This window comes from Pseudoxanthomonas sp. PXM03, from assembly GCF_014852005.1.
GTDB lineage: Bacteria > Pseudomonadota > Gammaproteobacteria > Xanthomonadales > Xanthomonadaceae > Pseudoxanthomonas_A.
The window spans coordinates 613,320-628,861 of sequence record NZ_JACVAU010000002.1; the positions used below are offsets into that span (position 1 = coordinate 613,320).

General features: G+C 68.5%; 13 protein-coding genes and 1 pseudogene. 11 read left to right on the plus strand and 3 right to left on the minus strand.

Going from position 1 to position 15,542, the window contains the following annotated elements:
• Positions 1 to 26 precede the first annotated feature (26 nt).
• The 6 genes and pseudogenes from IB223_RS11720 (at position 27) to IB223_RS11745 (ending at position 5,752) form a co-directional block, all read left to right on the plus strand.
• Entirely contained in the window at positions 27 to 1,784 is a 1,758-nt protein-coding gene (locus tag IB223_RS11720; RefSeq protein ID WP_192201914.1) for a glutamine--tRNA ligase/YqeY domain fusion protein, read from the plus strand.
• A 74-nt stretch (positions 1,785 to 1,858) separates the two neighbouring features.
• Positions 1,859 to 2,273, plus strand: a pseudogene (locus tag IB223_RS11725) (hypothetical protein); the annotation flags it as partial.
• Between the two features lie 7 nt (positions 2,274 to 2,280).
• A complete protein-coding gene (locus IB223_RS11730; protein WP_192201916.1) occupies positions 2,281 to 2,841 on the plus strand; it encodes a nucleoside deaminase in 561 nt (186 codons plus the stop codon).
• 90 nt (positions 2,842 to 2,931) lie between these two features.
• Positions 2,932 to 3,984, plus strand: a complete 1,053-nt coding sequence (gene rlmM / locus IB223_RS11735) for a 23S rRNA (cytidine(2498)-2'-O)-methyltransferase RlmM (RefSeq protein ID WP_192201917.1) — start codon at positions 2,932 to 2,934, stop codon at positions 3,982 to 3,984.
• 40 nt (positions 3,985 to 4,024) lie between these two features.
• The gene (locus IB223_RS11740) at positions 4,025 to 4,957 is read left to right on the plus strand and encodes an SMP-30/gluconolactonase/LRE family protein (protein WP_192201918.1); all 933 of its coding nucleotides are present in this window, start codon (positions 4,025 to 4,027) and stop codon (positions 4,955 to 4,957) included.
• A gap of 72 nt (positions 4,958 to 5,029) precedes the next feature.
• Positions 5,030 to 5,752, plus strand: coding sequence for a hypothetical protein (locus tag IB223_RS11745; RefSeq protein WP_142125827.1), 723 nt, complete (start codon positions 5,030 to 5,032; stop codon positions 5,750 to 5,752).
• Positions 5,753 to 5,758: 6 nt separating this feature from the next.
• On the opposite strand, the gene IB223_RS11750 is transcribed toward IB223_RS11745, so the two are convergent.
• The 3 genes from IB223_RS11750 to ubiH are packed head-to-tail and all read right to left on the minus strand — an operon-like array spanning position 5,759 to position 9,331.
• The gene (locus tag IB223_RS11750) at positions 5,759 to 6,883 is read right to left on the minus strand and encodes a Gfo/Idh/MocA family oxidoreductase (RefSeq protein WP_192201919.1); all 1,125 of its coding nucleotides are present in this window, start codon (positions 6,881 to 6,883) and stop codon (positions 5,759 to 5,761) included.
• A 55-nt stretch (positions 6,884 to 6,938) separates the two neighbouring features.
• Entirely contained in the window at positions 6,939 to 8,126 is a 1,188-nt protein-coding gene (locus IB223_RS11755; RefSeq protein ID WP_192201920.1) for a UbiH/UbiF family hydroxylase, read from the minus strand.
• A complete protein-coding gene (ubiH, locus tag IB223_RS11760; protein ID WP_192201921.1) occupies positions 8,123 to 9,331 on the minus strand; it encodes a 2-octaprenyl-6-methoxyphenyl hydroxylase in 1,209 nt (402 codons plus the stop codon). The genes IB223_RS11755 and ubiH overlap by 4 nt, the downstream gene beginning before the upstream one ends.
• Before the next feature lie 97 nt (positions 9,332 to 9,428).
• On the opposite strand from ubiH, the gene IB223_RS11765 reads away from it, so the two are divergent.
• The 5 genes from IB223_RS11765 (at position 9,429) to IB223_RS11785 (ending at position 15,542) form a co-directional block, all read left to right on the plus strand.
• Positions 9,429 to 10,031 (plus strand): hypothetical protein, encoded by a 603-nt coding sequence (locus IB223_RS11765; RefSeq protein ID WP_192201922.1) that lies wholly within the window; start codon positions 9,429 to 9,431, stop codon positions 10,029 to 10,031.
• A gap of 16 nt (positions 10,032 to 10,047) precedes the next feature.
• Positions 10,048 to 10,605, plus strand: coding sequence for a cob(I)yrinic acid a,c-diamide adenosyltransferase (locus IB223_RS11770; RefSeq protein ID WP_192201923.1), 558 nt, complete (start codon positions 10,048 to 10,050; stop codon positions 10,603 to 10,605).
• Positions 10,606 to 10,720: 115 nt separating this feature from the next.
• Positions 10,721 to 11,629 carry a histone deacetylase family protein gene (locus IB223_RS11775; protein ID WP_192201924.1) on the plus strand — a complete coding sequence of 303 codons (909 nt, stop codon included), beginning with the start codon at positions 10,721 to 10,723 and terminating at the stop codon, positions 11,627 to 11,629.
• A 119-nt stretch (positions 11,630 to 11,748) separates the two neighbouring features.
• A complete protein-coding gene (lptD, locus tag IB223_RS11780; protein ID WP_192201925.1) occupies positions 11,749 to 14,217 on the plus strand; it encodes an LPS assembly protein LptD in 2,469 nt (822 codons plus the stop codon).
• Positions 14,214 to 15,542: a peptidylprolyl isomerase gene (locus tag IB223_RS11785; RefSeq protein ID WP_192201926.1), complete on the plus strand. Its 1,329-nt coding sequence runs from the start codon at positions 14,214 to 14,216 to the stop codon at positions 15,540 to 15,542. The genes lptD and IB223_RS11785 overlap by 4 nt, the downstream gene beginning before the upstream one ends.

Sequence of the window (15,542 nt, forward strand, 5' to 3'; positions counted from 1 at the left end):
GAGTTTTTCCGAGCCTGTCCGCCCCGATGTCCAACGACGACGCCCGCCCTGCCGCCCTTCCGGATGATGTCGCTCCCGAGAAACGGGATTTCATCCGCCAGATCGTGCGCGAGGACCTGGCCAGCGGTCGCCACACCTCGGTGAAGACCCGCTTTCCGCCCGAGCCCAACGGCTACCTGCACATCGGCCACGCCAAGGCGATCTGCCTGGACTTCGGCATCGCCAGCGAGTTCGATGGCGTGTGCAACCTGCGCCTGGACGACACCAATCCGGCCAAGGAAGACCCCGAGTACGTCCGCGCCATCCAGGACGACGTGCGCTGGCTGGGCTTCGACTGGCACGACCTGCGCCACGCTTCCGACTATTTCGAGGTGCTGTACCTCGCCGGCGAGAAGCTGATCCGCCAGGGTGACGCGTTCGTCTGCGATCTCACTGCCGAGCAGGTGCGGGAGTACCGCGGCACGCTGACCGAACCCGGCCGCAACTCGCCGTATCGCGACCGCAGTGTGGAAGAGAACCTGGACCTGTTCCGGCGCATGCGCGCGGGCGAGTTCCCCGACGGCGCGCGCACGCTGCGCGCGAAGATCGACATGGCCAGCGGCAACATCAACCTGCGCGACCCGGCGCTGTACCGCATCAAGCACGTCGAGCACCAGAACACCGGCAACGACTGGCCGATCTACCCGATGTACGACTACGCGCATTCGCTGAGCGACGCGGTGGAAGGCATCACCCATTCGCTGTGCACGCTCGAATTCGAAGACCACCGCCCGCTGTACGACTGGTGCGTGGACAAGGTGGACCTGGCCAACTCGCCGGACCTGATCGCACCGCTGCTGGCGAAGGGCCTGCCGAAGGAAGCCAGCAAGCCACGCCAGATCGAATTCTCGCGCCTGAACTTCAACTACCTGGTGATGAGCAAGCGCAAGCTGCTCGCGATGGTGGAAGACAGGCTGGTCGACGGCTGGGACGACCCGCGCATGCCGACCCTGCAGGGCATCCGCCGCCGCGGCTACACGCCGTCCGCGTTGCGCCTGATGGTGGACCGCGTAGGCATCAGCAAGCAGAACTCGCTGCTGGACATCTCCATCCTGGAAGGCGCGCTGCGCGAAGACCTGGACGCCGCCGCGCCGCGCCGCATGGGCGTGATCGATCCGGTGAAGCTGGTGCTGGCCAACCTGCCGGAAGACCACGAGGAATCGCTGACCTTCTCCAACCACCCGAAGGACGAATCGTTCGGCCAGCGCAGCGTGCCGTTCTCGCGCGAGCTGTGGATCGAGCGCGAGGACTTCGAGGAAGTGCCGCCGAAGGGCTTCAAGCGCCTCACCACAGGCGGCGAAGTGCGCCTGCGCGGCGCCGGCATCGTGCGTTGCGATGAAGTGGTCAAGAACGACGCCGGCGAGATCGTCGAGCTGCGCGGCTGGCTGGACCCGGAATCCCGCCCGGGCATGGCCGGTGCGGAGCGCAAGATCAAGGGCACCATCCACTGGGTCAGTGCAAAGCATGCCGTCGCTGCGGAAATCCGCCTGTACGACCGCCTGTTCACCGTGCCGAACCCGGACGACGAGTCGGAAGGCAAGACCTACCGCGATTACATGAACCCGGAATCGCGTCGCACGGTGACCGGCTACGTGGAGCCCGCCGCAGCGAGCGCCGCGCCCGAGCAATCGTTCCAGTTCGAACGCACCGGCTATTTTGTCGCCGACCGCTACGACCACACCCCCGAACGACCGGTATTCAATCGCAGTGTGACCCTGCGCGATACCTGGGCCACCAAGGGCTGAGCCGGCGGTTTCACCGCCCGTTGAGGCGGTGCGCGGCAGGCTGACGTTTCCAACAACGAAGAATGGAGTCCGCCATGCCTCGCACCGTCCTGCGCCTGCCGTTCGCCCTGCTGCTGATGCTGGCCCCGTTGATGGCGCTGGTCGGGTGCGCGGCACCGGCGTCCACCGACAGTTCCGCTGCCGAGCCGCCCGCCGCGTCCGCGCACGCGCCCAAACCCACGGGCGGCACATTGCCGCCGCGCGAAGCCGGCGCAGTCACCGTCGACTACGCCTGCAGGACCAGCGCCGACTGCGCGGTGAAGAACGTCGGCAACTGCTGTGGTGCTATGCCGGCCTGCGTGAACAAGAACAGCCCCACCGATCCCCAGGGCGTGCAGGCGCAGTGCGCCGCCAGCGGTCGCATGGGCGTTTGCGGCTTCGCTGACGTGACCGCCTGCCAATGCGTCAGCGGCCGCTGCGAATCCGATTCCTCCATCGCCAGACTCCCTGCCCAGTAATGCTCTACCAACAGATCCATCTCACCCTGCCCGCCTGGACCCACGACCTGGTCGACCCTGCGGCGACCTACGCGAGCGACGAAGCCAAGGTCGCGCTGGCCATCGACCTGTCGCGCCGCAATGTGGACGCCAACACCGGCGGCCCGTTCGGCGCGGTGGTGTTCGGCCCCGATGACCGCGTCATCGCCCTCGGCGTGAACCGCGTAATGCCCCACACCTGCTCGCTGGCGCATGCCGAGAACATGGCCTACATGCTGGCGCAGCAGCGCCTGCAGACGCCGCGCCTCAACGACCGCATCGCGCCCGTGGTGCTGGCCACGTCCTCGCAGCCGTGCTGCCAGTGCTACGGCGCCACGGTATGGGCCGGCATCGACCGCCTGCTGATCGGCGCACGCGCCGAGGACGTGATGGAACTGACCGAGTTCGATGAAGGTCCGCTGCCGGCGGACTGGATCGGCGAGCTCAACAAGCGCGGCATCGAGGTCGTGCGCGACCTGCGCCGCGAGGATGCACGCGCGGTGCTCCGGCACTATGGCGAGTCGGGCGGCGACACGTACTGAGCCGCGCGCGGAGAAGCCCTCGAGTCCGGCTTCTCCTGTACCCTGTCCCCGCGGCAGGAGCCGCAGCCATCCGCTTCACGCGACCGCGCCATGTCATCGACGACCGGCCTGCTGGCTTATTGCCGCCAGGGATTCGAACCCGAACTTGCTGCCGAACTGACCGAGCGCGCCGCGCTGGCCGGGTTCGCCGGCTATGCGCGCGCGCAGCGCAACGATGGTCATGTCGTGTTCGTCTGCGAGGAAGCGCAGGCGCTGGACCGCGCCCTGCCCTGGCGCGACCTGATCTTCGCCCGGCAGAAGCTGCGACTGCTCGCCGAACTGCGCGGCATCGACCCCAAGGACCGCATCACGCCGCTCCTCGCCGCCCTGGCGGGCAGCGGGCGCTACGGCGACCTGTGGGTGGAACACCCGGACTCCGACAGCGCCAAGCCGTTGGCAGGACTCGCGCGCAGTTTCGGCAATGCGCTGCGGCCGGCACTGCGCAAGGCCGGCTTCCTGAGCGAGAAGGACGATGCGCGCCTGCCGCGCCTGCATGTGGTGTTCGTGCAGGGCGACCACCTGTTCCTGTGCGTCGCCGATGCACGCGACAGCGCGCCCTGGCCGCTCGGTATCCCACGCCTGAAGTTGCTGCCCGACGCACCGTCGCGCTCTGCATTGAAGCTGGAAGAAGCCTTCCTGTCGCTGCTCGACGAACGCCAGCGCGAGACCCTGCTGAGGCCCGGCATGACCGCCGCCGATCTCGGCGCCGCGCCGGGTGGCTGGACCTGGGTACTCACGCGCCATCACCTGCGCGTGACCAGCGTCGACAACGGCCCGCTGCGCGAGCACGTGCTGGCGACCGGCCTGGTCGAGCATCTGCGCGCCGACGGCTTCCACTGGAAACCCTCGCAGCCGCTGGACTGGATGGTCTGCGACATGGTGGAGCAACCGCGGCGCGTGGCCGAGCGCATGGCGTACTGGTTCCGCGAAGGCTGGTGCCGGCACGCCGTGTTCAATCTCAAGCTGCCGATGAAGAAACGCTGGGACGAAACGAAGCTGTGCCTGGACCTGTTCGCCGAACAGGCCGGCAGGTCGCTGGAGGTGCGCGCACGCCAGCTCTACCACGACCGCGAAGAGATCACGGTGTTCGCCACGCCCGGCTGAGCCGCGGAGACCTGCCTACACGCCACCCGAGGGGACACGGATGACGTTGCACCGAATGAAGATGCTGCTCGCACTTGGCTTGGCCGCAGGGCTGGCGGGCTGCACCCACACGGAAGAAACCGCGCGGACGACGCCGGAATCCCTGTACGTTGCACGCGACGTCGTGGGTGATGGTGTTTTCAGCACGGGGGTCGAAGGCCCGGCCTTCGGTCCCGACGGCGCGCTGTATGCGGTGGGTTTCGGGCGCGATGGCACCATCGGCAGGGTGACGTTCGATGCCGACGGCGGCGGCGACGCGGCCCTGTACGTGACGCTGCCGGAGGGCAGCACCGGCAACGGCATCCGCTTCGATGCAGACGGCTTCATGTACGTGGCCGACTACACCGGCCACCGGATCCTGCGCATCGATCCCCGCGACCGCACGATCGGCGTGTTCGCTACCTTGCCCGGCGCGCACCAGCCCAACGACATCGCGTTCGCGCCCAACGGGATGTTCTACGCCAGCGATCCGGACTGGAGCACGGGCACGGGCCAGCTCTGGCGCGTGCTGCCCTACGGTGCGGCGACCGTGCTGGAAACCGGCATGGGCACCACCAACGGGGTGGAAGTCGGCCCGAAGGGAGATGTCCTGTATGTCAACGAAAGCGTGCAACGACGCGTGTGGGCATACGACCTGGATGGCAGCGGCGGGATATCCGGCAAGCGCCTGCTGGTCGCCTTCCCCGACCACGGGCTGGATGGCATGCGTACCGATGCGAGGGGCAATCTCTACATCGCGCGCTACGGTGCCGGCACGGTGGCAGTGGTGTCGCCGCAGGGCAAGGTGCTGCGCGAGGTGAGGCTGAAAGGCCGGAAACCCACCAACGTCGCCTTCGGCGGACCGGACGGACGCACCGTCTTCGTCACCCTGCAGGACCGGGGTGCCATCGAAGCCTTCCGCGCGGACTATCCGGGGCGCGAGACCGGCCTGTGACGGCGTGCCGCGGACGTCTCAGGCGCTGACATGCCGGCGTGGCAAGATGCCTCCCTGACAAGGAGACCCGCGATGCTGCCGATCGAACTCAAGGACCCCGCCGGTTTCGGCAACGAGTTCCTGCGCCTGACCCTGCTGCAGGGCTTCCAGTCGCTGACCAAGCGCGATCTTGAACTGCTGATCTTCGTGCTGCTGGAACGCGACGGCACCATCGGCCGCGACGAATCCAATTTCACCGTCGCCGGCAAGCTGCGGGTCACGCCGGCCAAGATCAAGGCGCTGCGCCGCGATGGTTACGCACGCTGGCGGGCGCTGGTGCCCGAGGAGCGCGATGCCGCCCTGCAACGCATCGTCGCGACGGCATTGACCGAGACCAACCTGAAATCGGGTGCGAAGCATGTCAGCGAACGCAGCCGCAAGGAAGGCTTCCTCGCCATCCGCATCGAGCATCCCGACGACCATCAGCAGTTCGAACAGGCCATCCTCGAGGTGGGTGCGCTGCCCGTGTACGAGCGCAATCGCGACGTGGTGGCGGTGCGCTTCGATACGCTGCTGGCCATTGCCGAACGCTGGGGCTACCTGCAACCCGACCCCGCTGCCGTGACGGCCGAGCTGAAGAAGCTGATGCCCGCGACGGAAGAGGTCGCCGACCTGCTGAAGAAGGACCTCACCAAACTGCGCTGGCAGGATGCGCGCAATGCGCTCAACAGCCTCGGCGCCAAGGCCGTTGCCAGCACCGCCGAGGGCGGATTGAAGGGCGTGCTGAAGATCGTCTTCCCCTTCATCCCCGGCTGACGGATTTCAGGCCGCCGCAATCGCTACGCGCGTACCCCCGGCGCGTGCCGAGGCGAAGATCGCATCCAGCGCCACCATGTCCCGCAAGCCCTCCTCGCCCGGCACGCGCGGCGGCGTGCGCTGCAGGATGGCCAGCGCGTCGGCGTCCATCTGCCTCGCCTGCTGCGCGGGCGTCGCGCCGATCACCGCGTCGAACCGGCGCCCGTCGCTGGCTTCGCCGCGAACGCCTTCGTAGGCCTGGAACGGCGACAGTTCGTACCATCCGTCCGCGCAGTCGGCGTGCAGCAGGTTCATGTTGCGGCCGAAGCTGGTCGCGCAGTCGGCCACGGCGCCATCGGGGAATTCGAGCCGGAAGCGCATCGACTCGTCGACGCCACGGAAGATATCGGCGCGCTCCACATGCGGCGTCGCCGTCACCGCGATGGGCTCGGCACCCGCGGTATAGCGCGCGGCATTCAATGCGTACACGCCCATGTCGTACATCGCGCCGCCGCCACGCACGGGATCCAGGCGCCAGTTGTCGCCGCTCGCGCCATCGAATCCGCGGAACCCGGCTTCCGCGCGGATCCGCTGCAGGCGCCCGAACGGATGCGACCGGGCCAATGCCATGACCGCCTGCGTGTTGGGTTCGTGCTGCATGCGGTAGCCGATCGTCAGCTGTACGCGATGCTGCCGGCAGGCCTCGATCATCGCGCGCGCCTCCGCCGCATCCATGGCCATCGGCTTCTCGCACCACACGTGCTTGCCCGCGGCCGCCGCGCGCAGGGTGAACGGCTTGTGCAGGTGGTTCGGCAGGACGATGTACACGACATCGATGTCGGGGTTGTCGGCGATGCGGTCGAAGCCCGCGTAGTCGTAGACGTTGCGGTCGGGAATGCGGTGACGACGCTGCCATTCTTCGGCCTTGGCCGGCGTACCGGTGACGATGCCGGCCAACCGGCAGTGCTTCGTCATCTGCAGCGCAGGTGCGAGCAGGTCGCGGCTGTAGTAGCCGAGGCCGACCAGGGCGACGCCGAGCGGGCGTCGATCCTTCGCACGCGCGGCAGGCAACATGCCGACCAGGCCGGCGGCGCCAAGCCCGCCCAGCACACGGCGGCGTGAAGGGTCATGGGGGGGATGCGCAGGATTCATCGCGGATACTCCGGCCGGGAACGGCGAGGCTACCGCATGCGCTGCATGCCCGTCGTCAGCGCACGCGCTGTCCCGCCGCGTGCCGCCAGAGGAAATCCACCAGCGGCGGCACCCTGCCCGCGAGGCCCAGCAAGGGTCCGCGCACCAGGGTCAGGTGCATCTCATCGTTCGAGAACATCTTGTTGATGCCGTCGAAGGCATGGGCGGCAGTGGCGTTCTCGCTGCGTCGCTGCCGCGCCCATCGTTCCAGCCGGTGGGGCGCCGACCAGTCCACATGCCGGGCCAACGCGTCACGGATACCTTCGCGCAAGGCCGCAACGTCGCGCAGGCCCAGGTTGACGCCCTGCCCGGCCAGGGGATGCACCACGTGCGCCGCGTCGCCGGCCACGATCACGCGACCTGCGACATAGTCCTTCGCCAGTTGCCGCCGCAGCGGGAAAGCCGCCCGCGCCGATGCCACCTCCACCTCGCCGAGTTGCCCGCCCATCGCCAGCGCGAGTTCATGGCCGAACGCCGCATCGTCGAGCGCCAGCACGCGCACGGCCTCGGCGTCGGGGAGCGTCCAGACGATCGAGCTGCGGCTGTCGGTGAAGGGCAGGAAAGCCAGGGGACCGGTCGTCAGGAATCGTTGCCACGCCGTGTCCTCATGCGGCCGCTGCGTCCGCACGAAGGCCACGACGCCGCGCTGCGCGTAATCGTGCGAGGTGACGTCCAGGCCAGCGAGCCGGCGCAGCGTGGAGTCGGCGCCATCGGCGGCGACCGCAAGCCTGGCGTCGACGCGCGCACCATCGTCCAGCCGCAACGTCACGCCCGCCTCGTCCTGCTCCATGGCTTCCACGCGGGCAGGACAGCACACCTGCACGCCCGCCGCCGGCAGGGCCGCCCACAGCCGGTCCACCAGCAATGCGTTCTCGACAATCCAGCCCAACTGCGACCGTCCCAGGGCATCGGCATCGAACTGGAGTTCACCGCCACCGGCGGCATCCCACACCCGCATGCGCCGATAGGGCTGCGCGCGCGCATCGCGCACCGCGCGCCATGCGCCGGCCTCCTCCAGCAGTGCCGCATTGTCGGGCGCAAACGCGTACACGCGCAGGTCCGGCTGGTCCTGCGACCAGCGTGGAGGCTCGCGGCCCTCGACCAGCGTCACCTGCAATCCCTCGCGCGCCAGCGCCAGGGCGCACGCGGCACCCACCACGCCGCCGCCGACGATGGCGACATCGATCTGTCCGCGACGCTTCATGCGCTCTCTCCGCGGCACAACGCCGGCACATCCCCGCGGAATCCCATGGCGCCCCCCACCAGGAACGACTGCAGCGACGCATGCGCATCCACCGCCACGAGGCCCAGGCTGCGCAGGGGCTTCAGCAGCGGCGACGGGTTGGCGGTCAGCCGCGCCAGCCCGTCGGAGAACGCCAGCGTGCGTTCGCGGTCTTCGTGCCGGCGCGTCGCATAGGCCGCGAGGCTGCCCGCATCGCCAGGATCGTCGCTGCGTGCGATCTCCTCGGCCAGCGTCAGTGCGTCCCGCAGGCCCAGATTGAAGCCCTGCGCGCCGATCGGATGGATCGTCTGCGCGGCGTTGCCCAGCACCACAGCCCGCTCGGCGACAATCCGTTGCGCGACGACACGCACGATGGGGTAACCGCTGCGCTCCCCGCTGCCGACCAGCCTGCCGATGCGCCAGCCCGCCTCGCGCTGCAGGCGCGCAAGCCACGCAGCCTCGCCCAGCGCCGCGACCTCGTCCGCTTCCGCGCGCGCCACGCCGTGCACCACGCCCCAGTGGCGATCACCGCGTGGCAGCAATGCCGTGGGGCCGGCATCACCGAAACGCTCGTATGCCGTGCCATCCGGCGCACGCGTGGCGCGCACCCGGGCGACGAACAGGGTCTGCAGGTAGTCGTGTTCATCCACCTCGATGCCGAGCGCATCGCGCACGGTGCTACGCGTGCCATCGGCGGCCACCACCAGCCGCGCGCGCAGCTCGCGCTCGCCGCCCGCATCGGCGATGCGCAGGACGCGACTTCCCGCGTCGCCCGGCGCGAACCCGACAAAGCGTGCCGGCCGATACCGCGTCAGCCGCGCCAGTTGGTCGAGCCGCGCTTCCAGCGCCTCGCCGAAATCGCGCGCCACGACCACCTGCCCGAAAGCCTCGCGGCCATAGTCCCCGGCATCGAGTCGCACGCGACCGAAATCGCCCTGCCGGCTGATGTGGATGCGGCGGATCGGGCCGGTCGGCGCACGCAGTTGTTGCATCACGCCGAGCACGGTCAGCGCATTGACGGTGGCCGCAGCGAAGCTCAGGTTGCGCTGATCAAACACCGCCGGCATCTGGCCCGCAGGCGTCGCCTCGACCAGACCCACGTCCAGTCCCTGCCGGTCCAGGGCGATGGCCAGGCTTGCACCGACCAGCCCGCCGCCCACGATCACCACGTCATGCCGTTCTGTCATGCGGCCATGATACCGCCCCGGTCTCCAGGCCCCGTCCTGCGGCCTGCCGGACGCAGGCTCCGGTAGAATGCGGGGCTGAGTCTCCGGAACCCTGCCGATGAACACCACTTTCCAACGCGCCCTCGTGCTGATGCTGGTCGCCGCCCTGCTGGTCCTCACCCGCCTGCACCTGCCCACCACGTTCGGCCACATTGGCCCGTTGCCCGACGCCAGCTGGGCCGCCTTCTTCATCGGCGGCTACTACCTGCGCACCTGGTCGCGCTGGGCGTTCCCGTTGTTCATGGCGGCAGCAGTCGTGGTGGACTACATCGTCATCAGCGGCCAGGGCATCAACTTCTGGACGCACTACTGCGTGTCGCCGGCGTACTGGTTCCTGCTGCCGGCCTACGGCGCGCTCTGGCTGGGCGGCACGCTGCTGCGCCGCTACCAGACAGAGAGCCATGGCCGCACGCTGGCGCTGCTGGCGGGCAGCCTGCTGGCCTCGGTCACCGTCTGCCACCTGCTGAGCCAGGGCAGCTTCTACTGGCTGAGCCCGGTCGTCAGCGAACCGACGCTGGCCGGCTGGTGGAAGAACTTCAGCGACTGGTACCTGCCGTACCTGCGCGTGGCCGCGATTTACGTGGGCCTGGCCGTCATCGTGCACGTGATAGTCGAGCAGGTCGTCCGCCTGGCCCGGCCGCACGGCCGTACCGCCGACTGACCGACCCGGCTTCGCGATGGGCAACCGGCTCTCGAAGATCTATACCCGCACCGGTGACGACGGCAGCACCGGCCTCGGCGACGGCACGCGCGTAGGCAAGGACTCCGCGCGCGTCACCGCCTACGGCACGGTGGACGAAGCCAACTCGGCGCTCGGCGTGCTGCTGGCGGTACCCGGCGTGCCGGACGATATCCGCGCCCTGCTGACCACGGTGCAGCACCAGTTGTTCGACCTGGGCGGCGAACTGTGCATCCCCGGCCATGCCGCGATCACCGGCGACGACGTGGATGCGCTGGAACGGCAGCTGGACCAGTACAACGACGACTTGCCGCCGCTGAAAGACTTCATCCTGCCGGCCGGCGGCGAGGCGGCTTCACGCTGCCACCTGGCCCGCACCATCGTGCGCCGCGCCGAACGCGAGACCGTCACCCTGGCCCGCCACGACGCGGTGCGGCCGGAAGCGATCCGCTACCTCAACCGGCTTTCGGACCTGCTGTTCGTGCTGGCGCGCGTGCTCGCGCGTGCCGACGGCCAGGGCGAAGTGTTGTGGAAGCACGAACGACGCCATTCCTGAGCGGGCGTCTTCCCCCAAGGTCGAGTGCCGGCACACCTGGCGCCGCGCTTAGAATGGCGCCGGACTTCCATAGCGGAGAGGCGGATCCCGCCCCGTCGAGGGCAACGCCGGCACCTTGATCATCTTCACCCACCCCGCCTGCCTGCTGCACGATCCCGGCCCCGACCATCCGGAGCGGCCGGCGCGGCTGGAAGTGGTACTCGAGGCGCTGCGGCTGCACCACGGCGACGCCGACTGGCGCGAGGCGCCGATGGTGAAGCTGGGCGACCTGCGCCGGGTGCACGACGAGGCATTGGTGCGCGAGGTGCTGGAGGCGGATGTGTCCGGCTACCGCATGCTCGATCCGGACACGGTGATGTGCCCGGCCTCCCGTGCCGCCGCCCTGCGTGCCGCCGGTGCCGGCGTGGCGGCGGTGGACGCCGTGATGAATGGCGAAGACCTGACCGCCTTCTGCGCGGTGAGGCCCCCCGGCCACCATGCGACCAGCAGTGCCGCCATGGGCTTCTGCCTGTTCAACAACGTCGCCGTGGCGGCCGCGTATGCCTGCGACAAACACGGGCTGGAGCGCGTGGCAGTCATCGACTTCGATGTGCACCACGGCAACGGCACCCAGGCGATCTTCTACGACGACCCGCGGGTGGCCTACTTCAGCAGCCACGAATCGGGCATCTACCCGCACAGCGGCGCGCCCTACGAGCGCGGGGTGGGCAACGTGTTCAACGCCCTGCTGCCGCCGGGCAGCGGCGGTTTCCGCTTCCAGAACACCTGGGCGGACGAACTGCTGCCTGCGCTGGACGACTTCAAGCCCCAGTTGCTGCTGGTCTCGGCCGGTTTCGACGCGCACATGCGCGATCCGCTGGCAGACCTGATGCTGGAGACCGAAGACTTCGGGTGGCTGACCCGGCAGTTGCGCACCCTGGCACAGCGCCATGCGGGAGGACGGATCGTCTCGATGCTCGAGGGTGGCTACGACCTGGACGCCCTGCGCGAGTGCGCCGTGGTCCACGTGGAGGCGTTGCGCTGAGGCCCGCAAGCCTTGTCGCTGAACCCTGCCCGACATCGGCCGATGGCCTTCATTGCCCGCATGCATGGGATGGGGCAAGCTAACGACCGTTTTTCGTTCGACAGCGAGCCCAGCACCGCGTGCGCCCTGCCCTTCGCCTGCTCCCGTTGCCCTTCAGCATCGCCCTGTGCCTGCCCGCGCTGGCGGCTGACGAAAAGCCCGAAAGCTGGGCGTTGTGTCCTATCCAGGATGTGATTCCGACATTCGGGGGCGCGCCACAGCCACCGGCGCCCGGCAGCGCCCAGGCGTCGCGGGAGCAGCGCGCCGAGCAACCGACCTCGATCGAGGGCGACCAGCTCTCCGGCACCGAGGCCAATCCCCAGTACAGCGGCGAGGTCGTCCTCACCCGCGGCGACCAGTTCCTGGGCGCAGACAACCTCAAGTACGACCAGGAGCAGGACACCTACGTCGCTGACGGCCACATCCGTTACCAGGATGCCGGCATCCGCCTGATCGCCGACAGCGCCCGTGGCGACCAGGGGGCCGACGCCCACCAGATCGACAACGTCCGCTACCAGCTGGTCTCCCGGCGTGGCAACGGCGGCGCCGACCGTATCGACATGAAGGGGCCGGAAGGCAGCCTGCTGCATTCCACCTACTCCACCTGCGATCCCGAGGACCGCCGCTGGGAGCTGCGCTCGCGTCGGATCGACATCAACACCGATGACGGCTGGGGCGTGGCGCGCGGCGCGACGATCCGGCTCGGCAAGCTACCGGTGCTGTACGTGCCCTACCTGAAGTTCCCGATCGACGACCAGCGCCACACGGGCCTGCTGTACCCGGCGGTCGGGCTGTCCGGCCGCAACGGCTTCGACTACCAGCAGCCGATCTACCTGAACCTGGCACCGAACTACGACGCCACCCTGGAACCGCGCTACATGAGCGAGCGCGGGTTCCAGCTGGGCGCGGAATTCCGCTATCTGTACGAGAAGGGCCGCGGCGAGATCCAGGGCTCCTGGATGAACAAGGACGACCTGATCCGGGACCGGATGAACGAGGCGGACTATGACCCGCTCAATCCGAACAATCCGGATCCGGACGACGGCCGCGGCTTCTTCTCGTTCGCAGGTAACCACCGCTTCAACACGAACTGGCAGGCACGCGCCAGCCTGATCTGGCTGAGCGACGCGCGCTATCAAGAGGATTTCGGCAGTTCACTGTATGGTCAGGCATATTCGTCGGTAACCAGTACGGCCGGCGTCTACGGCGCCGGAGAGTTCTGGAGCGCCGGCGTGATGGCCGACCACTGGCAGCTCTCCGATTACCTGAGCAGCGAAGCCTCGCTGCCCTACAACAGGCTGCCGCGCGTCTACCTCAACTGGAGCCAGCCCCTGAGCCGCTGGATCAGCGTGGGTGGGCACGCGGAAGCGGTGAAGTTCCAGCACGACGAGAAGCCCGGCGGCAGCCGCCTCGACATCAAGCCAACCATCTCGTTCCCCCTGCAAGGCGCCGCCTGGTACATCACGCCAACGCTGGCGTACCGCCATACCGAATATCGCCTCGACGCCGATCTGGCGCAGCAGATCGCCACCAATCGCGCCGTCGAGGCGTACGGAGTGCCCGCTGCGCAGGTGACGCCCATGATGATGGCGGAATTCTACGACCGATCGCCCAGCCGCAGCCTGCCGATCGGCTCGCTGGATGCGGGTGTCTATTTCGACCGCGAGACCGAGATCAAGGGCGACCGCTTCCTGCATACACTGGAACCTCGCCTGTTCTACCTCAACGCACCGTACCGCGAGCAGGAAGGACTGCCGATCTTCGATACCCGTCCGTTCAACTTCAGCTACGGCCAGTTGTTCCGCGACAACCGCTACACGGGCCCCGACCGCCAGGCCGATGCCAACCAGCTGACGCTGGCCCTGACCACGCGCCTGCTGCGGCAGAAGGACGGCTTCGAACGGCTGTCGGCCAGCATCGGCCAGATCCGCTACTTCGAAGACAGCCTGGTCACCTATTCATCCGCAGAAACGCCGCTGGAACAGGGCAAGTCGGCCTGGGTGGTGGACGCCAACTACGCCCCGACCGATCGCTGGACCATCGGTGCCTCGTACCAGTGGGACCCGAAGTTCCGCCGCGAGGACCTGGCCAGCGTCCGCGCGCGCTACCTGCTGCCGGACGATGGCGTGGTCAACATCACTTACCGCCGCCGCCGCGACCTGCTGGAACAGGCCGACTTCTCGTTCCTCTATCCGGTGACCCCGGCATGGAGCGTGGTGGGCCGCTACTACCACTCGTTCTACCGTGATGCCGCCACCGACCAGGAGCCTGGTCTGCTGGAAGGCGTGGCAGGCGTGCAGTGGGACAGCTGCTGCCTTGCCGTGCGTGCGCTGGTGCGTCGCTACGTACGGAATCGCGAGGGCGACATGAACACCGGCTTCCAGGTCGAGTTCGTCCTGAAGGGCCTGGGCTCGGCGGGCCAGAACACGGACCGCACGCTGCGCCGTGCTATCCTCGGTTATTACCGAGACGACCTCTATCTCGTCCCGCCGAGCAATATCGCGCCGCGTCCGGACGACAACACTTACGATCCGGATCCGATGCCATGAACAAGCCTCTTTCCCACCTCCTGATCGCCGGCCTGCTGGCCCTGTCGGCAGCCTCGACGCCCGTGGCAGCGCAGACACTGCAGCCGCTGGACCGGATCGCCGCCGTCGTCAACGAAGACGTCGTCCTGCAGAGCGAGCTGGAACGCGCCGTGAGCAACGTCCTCGCCCAGTACGCCAACCAGCCCGGCCAGTTGCCCCCGCGCGCGGTGCTGGAGCGCCAGGTGCTGGAGCGCCTGGTGCTGGTGAAGCTCCAGGTGGCACGAGCCGCGGAGACGGGTGTCCGTGTCAGCGATGCCGACCTCAACAACGCCGTCAACGCCGTGGCCCAGCAGAACGGGACCACGCCCGACGGCCTGCGCCAGCGGCTTGAAGCCGATGGCATGTCGTTCGCCGAATTCCGCAACTCGATGCGTGATGAAATCACCATCCAGCGCCTCAAGCAGAGCTTCGCGCAGAGCCGCGTGCAGGTCAGCGAGGCCGAGGTGGACGCTGCCCTGGCCATGCAGGCCAACAGCGGCGCGCAGTACCACCTGGCGCACATCCTCGTCAGCCTGCCGGACGGTGCGACCGCCGAGCAGATCACCGCCGGCCAAGGCAAGATCGATGGCATCAAGGCGTTGATCGATAAGGGCGAACTGGACTTTTCCGCCGCTGCCGTCCGCTATTCCGACAGCCCGAATGCACTGGAAGGCGGCGACCTCGGCTGGCGCAGCCTGGACGAAATCCCCACCGCCTTCGTGGAGATGCTCAAGGGCATGTCGCCGGGCCAGTCGGTCGGCCCGTTGCGCGGCCCTAGCGGATTCCAGCTGCTGAAGCTGGTGGAAGTCCGGGATGCCACGCAGGCCGAGAAGCGCAGCGTGACCGAGTACAACGCCCGGCACATCCTGGTGCGGATCACCGAAACCCAGGACGCCGCCGCCGCCAAGGCCAAGATCGACACGCTGCGCGCCCGCATCGCCGGGGGTGCCGACTTCGTTGCCCTGGCAAAGGAGTCCACCGAGGACGCCAACAGCCGCGATGACGGTGGCGACCTCGGCTGGTTCCCCGCCGACGCCTTCGGTCCGGCCTTCGGCCAGCAGGTGACCGCGCTGCAGGATGGCCAGGTAGGCGCACCGTTCCGTACCGATGCCGGCTGGCACATCGTGCAACGCGTGGGCAGCCGCCAGACCGACGTGACCGACCAGAACCGCCGCGCGCAGCTCCGCGACACCATCGGCCGCCGCAAGGCCGAGGACGAGTACAACCGCTACCTGCAGGAGTTGCGCGGCGAAGCCTACGTCAGCTTCCGCAGCGGTGACCGCGCCGAGACCACGCCGGGCGGCTGA